Source organism: Kitasatospora sp. NPDC091257 (genome assembly GCF_044757675.1).
Taxonomy (GTDB): Bacteria; Actinomycetota; Actinomycetes; order Streptomycetales; family Streptomycetaceae; genus Kitasatospora; species Kitasatospora lactacystinica.
Genome location: NZ_JBIVVI010000722.1, coordinates 1 through 4739, shown reverse-complemented (window position 1 = coordinate 4739; position 4739 = coordinate 1). Strand labels below are relative to the sequence as shown.

Below are 4739 nucleotides of genomic sequence, written 5' to 3'. Positions count from 1 at the left end.
GGGACCGCAGTGGTCCCGGGCCCGCGTCCCCGAGGGGCCTTGGCCCGCCCTCTGCTCCGACGGTTCGGTCTGCCAGGGCAGAACGAGCGGTGCCCATGCAGTGCCGCACTATGCTGGGAGGGTCAGGTCGCCGCGTGCGATGGCCTTGCACGGGACGGCCGTGAACTGCGAGGGCACGAGCTTCAGCGGCCCGACGGCGTCTTCGACGAGCGGAGTCCCTTCAACGCAGTGCTGGCCGGCCGGCACGCTGGAACCGGCCGGCGAAGCGGTACCCGTTGCCGGAGTGCAACGACGGGTGGGGATGAATATTGCAACGGTGAGCGGCGTCCGGGACTTGTCGGTGCCAGCCGATAGGTTCCCGAACATGATCCCCATGGACACCAGGACCGACCACGCGCATGTGATCTCGCTGGCCGGCACGGCAAGGCGTACAGGCGAGGCGCGCACCCTCGGCGGCGCTGCCCCTGTACGGGTCGTCCCCCTGTGGCAGGCGCCCTGCGCGCATGCTGCCCAAGGCTCTGCGAAGCACTGAGGCACATGTCCGGCACCGGAGCCGCAGGCCCGCGGTTGCCGACTGCGGAGGCGACCGGAAGGCCCGCCACAGGGAGTTCGACCCCACGATGCCGGCCGGTTTCTCCGGTGGCCTGATCACCACCGCTCAGGGAGGCAGGTGCTGGATACTGGGCGCCCGACCACGCGGTGAGCGAAAATTCCCAGGAGTGCGCGTTGAGTAGTCCCCTGCCCGATGTCTTCACCGTGACGGATCCGTCGGACATCGCCGATCTGGAGCGCTGGCTCGGGCAGTACGGATGGCGCGTCAACGGTTCACCGGCCAAGGCGTGGCCGGATGTGGTGTACATCGAGCCCGACCTCGGCCCGGAGCCGGTGCTCATCGACGGCTTCTACCTGCAGGCAGGCCAGAGCATCGCGTGGGACGGCCGCGACGTGGTGCGCCGCACTGCGTCGCTGCCGCCGTCGGTACGGCCGCTGGTCGAATGGGTGTCGGAACTGTGGGATGCCGATCGTGCATTGCCGGCGCTCACCGACGCCGACCTCGATCGGCTGCTCGACAGCGGGAACGGCGACGACGCACACCGGTGAGCTCCGGGCCCGGTGTGCCGCCCGGTCGGGCGGTCACACCGTGGTGCGGTGAGTGCGCGGCCGGCCTGAGTCGAGGCCGCGAGGGATGGGGTCGCTCCATGAATTTTGGGGGCGGGCTTTGCCGGTTGACCCGTCGACGCAGTCGACTGGGGGCATCGGCAACAGCATGGAGGCACGGTTCGGTTCGGTGCGTTGCTGGCAGCGAGTGTTCTCGCCAAGGTTCCTTTCGCCGAGCTCGGAACAGGGATCACGCCGACCGAGCTGACGTTCCAGACTCGGCCACGGCGGTAGCCGCCCAGCGACCCGGGGCCGAACCGGCCGACGCGGGGCACCCGGGCAGCCGGTCCGGGCGTCGGTTCGCTTGGCGTGTCGGTCGGCGCATCCCCGGTAGGAGTGGATTGCTCCTGTTCCCCGGCGGACGGGGTGAGGAGGCGGGTAGGGTCGCGCCGCGCGGGTCTGTTCCGCCCGCGCCGGAACGGAGGGTGCGGTGCCGGATTCGCCGATCAGCAGGACCGTGGGCAGCGCCGAGAGGGAGTACGGTCCATCGGCGCTGACTTCGGACCGGGTGCGGGAGCTGGCGTTGTGCGCCGCGGTGTTCGTCCCCGCGGATCCACCACGCACCGGCACGGTGGTGTTCTGGCGGCCGGTCGGCGGCGCTGTGCCCGGGGCGAGCGAGAAGGTCACGGTGGTGCGCCCACACGGTGCCCAGGTGCGCCGCCGGGAGGTACCGGCCGTCCGGCTCCCGGTCGGTCAGGCCCTGGACGTCCTCATCGAGGCGCGCCGGACGTCGGATGGCGACCCGTCAGGGGCTTTCTGGGGCACCGCCGTGGTACTGGCGCTACAGCTGATCGCGCGGGGCCGACTGCTGCCCGGGGTCAGCCCGGCGGGGTTCGACGCATGGCGGATCGGCCCCTACGAGCCTGACGACCTGGTGGCGGTGCGCGGGCTGGCAGCCGCGATGCCGCCGAACGCGCGGGCCGTGCCGCTCGCGGACCGGGACGGGGCCGAACTGCCGCAGGCCGAGCCGTTGGTGCGGGCGTTCGCGGACGCGGTCTCCGATGTCCTCGCCCGTACGCCGGCCGGTCCGATGGCCGCCGGCGGGCCGATGTGGACGGCTTTGCAGCCGCAACCGGTGCCCGAGGAGTACCGGCGGTGGGCGGCCGATGCCGCAGTGGGCCTGGACTGTGGGGTGCGGGTGTCCGTGCGGATCGAGCTGCCCGGCGTCGAGACGGGCGACTGGGCCGCCGACGGGTCCGGTGGCGGACGGGATGCGGGCGGGTGCAGGGCGGTGGTCCAGTTGCACCAGCTCTCCGACGGGATGGTCGCCGACGCTCGGGACGTGTGGTCTGGCCGCTCGGGGGCCGGCGCCTCGTTCGGCCCGCAGGCACGGGCGCAGGCGCTGCTGGAACTGCGGCGGGCGGCCCGGGCGTGGGCGCCGATGGGCCGGCTGCTGGACGCGGCCGCGCCGATCGGGCTCGACCTGTCGGACGCCGAGGTCGCCGATCTGCTGGGCAGGGCGTCGGCCGCGCTGGCCGAGGCGGGCGTTCAGGTGCACTGGCCCAAGGAGCTGGCGAAGCGGTTGCTGGCCCGCGGCGTCGTCGAGCCGGCGCAGAAGGCCGCCTCGGACCTACCGTCGCTGCTGTCGGCCGAGGCGGTGCTGTCGTTCCGCTGGCAGATCGCCCTGGCGGGCCGGGAGTTGGAGCCGGCCGAACTCGACCGGCTCGCCGAGGCGACCCGTCCCCTGGTGCGTCTTCGGGACCAGTGGGTGCTGATAGACCCGGCCGTCCTCGCCCGGGCCCGCGACCGGGTCCCGGTCCCGCTCACACCCGTGGAGGCGCTGGGCAGCGTGCTGGCCGGCCGCGCCGACATCGGCGGAGAGGAGGTGGAGGTGACGGCGCTCGGATGGCTCGCCGAACTGAAGGAGCGTCTGGCCGACCCGGCAGCCGCAGCCCGCCGAAGCCCCGTCCCGCCACCGGCCGCCTTGAACGCGACCTTGCGCCACTACCAGGTTGCGGGCCTGACGTGGCTGGACCAGATGACGTCCCTGGGGTTGGGCTGCTGCCTGGCCGACGACATGGGGTTGGGCAAGACGCTGCAGATCATCGCCCTGCACCTGCATCGCGGGCGCAGCGAGCCGACGCTGGTGGTGTGCCCGACGTCGCTGCTAGGGAACTGGCAGCGCGAGATCGAGAGGTTCGCGCCCGGGACCCCGGTGGTGCGCTTCCATGGCGGGCGGCGCGCGCTGACCGGCGCCAGGTCGGGTTTCGTCCTGACGACTTACGCCACCATGCGGCTGCGGGCGGCCGAGCTCGCAGCGTGTGCCTTCGGGCTGATCGTGGTGGACGAGGCGCAGCACGTGAAGAACGCGGCGTCATCCACGGCGAAGGCCCTGCGCACTCTTCGCGCGCCCGCGCGGATCACGTTGACCGGTACCCCGGTGGAGAATCAGCTCGCCGATCTGTGGGCGCTGCTGGACTTCACCACGCCCGGGCTGCTGGGGTCGCTGAAGGAGTTCCGGGACCGGTACGCGCGCGGCGCGGAGAGCGGGAAGGACCCCGCAGCCGCGGGCCGCCTGGCGGCGCTGATCGCCCCGTTCGTGCTGCGCCGACGCAAGTCGGATCCCGGGATCGCCCCGGAGCTCCCCGCGAAGACGGTCTCCGACCATCCGGTGGCGTTGTCGAAGGAGCAGGTGGCCCTGTACGAAGCGGTCGTGCGCGAGACGATGGCCGCGATCGTGGCCAGTGACGGCATCGCGCGGCGGGGCCTGGTCCTCAAGCTCCTCACCGGCCTCAAGCAGATCTGCAACCATCCCGCTCAGTTCCTCGGTGAGGCCGGAACGGGTGAGCGGGCGGGCCGCTCGGGAAAGCTGGAACTCCTCGACGAGCTCTTGGACGCGATCCTCGCCGAGGAACGCTGCGCGCTGGTCTTCACCCAGTACGTCGGCATGGGACGGCTCATCGAGAGCCATCTGACCGCCCGGAGCGTACCGGTGCAGTTCCTGCACGGCTCCGTCCCTGTCAAGCGGCGGGACCGGATGGTGGAGGACTTTCAGTCCGGACGGGCCTCGGTTTTCCTGCTGTCGCTGAAGGCGGCCGGCTCCGGCCTGAACCTGACCCGCGCCTCCCATGTGATCCACTTCGACCGGTGGTGGAACCCGGCCGTCGAGGAGCAGGCCAGCGACCGCGCCTACCGCATCGGTCAGACGGAGAAGGTCCAGGTGCACCGGCTCATCGCCGAGGGCACCATCGAAGATCGAATCTCCGAACTTCTTGCCTCCAAACAGGCTTTGGCCGACGCTGTGCTCGGCACCGACGGGGAAGGAGCGTTCACCGAACTCAGCGACGCCGAACTCGCCGATTTCGTCCGCCTCAGGAGGATCCCCCGATGAAGTCCTCACCGGCCCGTTCGCCCGGTCGTGACGGCGACCGCCGTCTGGTCTTCCCGCCGCTTCCCACCGCCCGGCTCGGCCGCTCCTTCGCCGAGACCTGGTGGGGCAACGCCTGGGTGCAGGCCCTGGAAGGCCCCACCCGGTCCGCGACCGGACGCCTCGCCCGGGGGCGCACCTACGCGCGGGCCGGCAACGTCGGCGAGATCACCATCACCCCGGGCCTGGCAACCGCCCGCGTCCAGGGCAGCCG

At 72.0% G+C, this 4739-nt stretch carries 2 protein-coding genes and 1 pseudogene; all 3 read left to right on the top strand.

The window, feature by feature from the left end:
* The first annotated feature begins 726 nt into the window (after positions 1 to 726).
* Positions 727 to 1101: a hypothetical protein gene (locus ACIQOV_RS28155; protein WP_401053199.1), complete on the top strand. Its 375-nt coding sequence runs from the start codon at positions 727 to 729 to the stop codon at positions 1099 to 1101.
* A 1030-nt stretch (positions 1102 to 2131) separates the two neighbouring features.
* Complete coding sequence (locus tag ACIQOV_RS28150) at positions 2132 to 4489, top strand: DEAD/DEAH box helicase (RefSeq protein ID WP_401053201.1); 2358 nt, start codon at positions 2132 to 2134, stop codon at positions 4487 to 4489.
* Positions 4486 to 4739 (top strand): annotated as a pseudogene (locus tag ACIQOV_RS28145) (hypothetical protein); the annotation flags it as partial. The gene ACIQOV_RS28150 and the pseudogene ACIQOV_RS28145, both read left to right, overlap by 4 nt.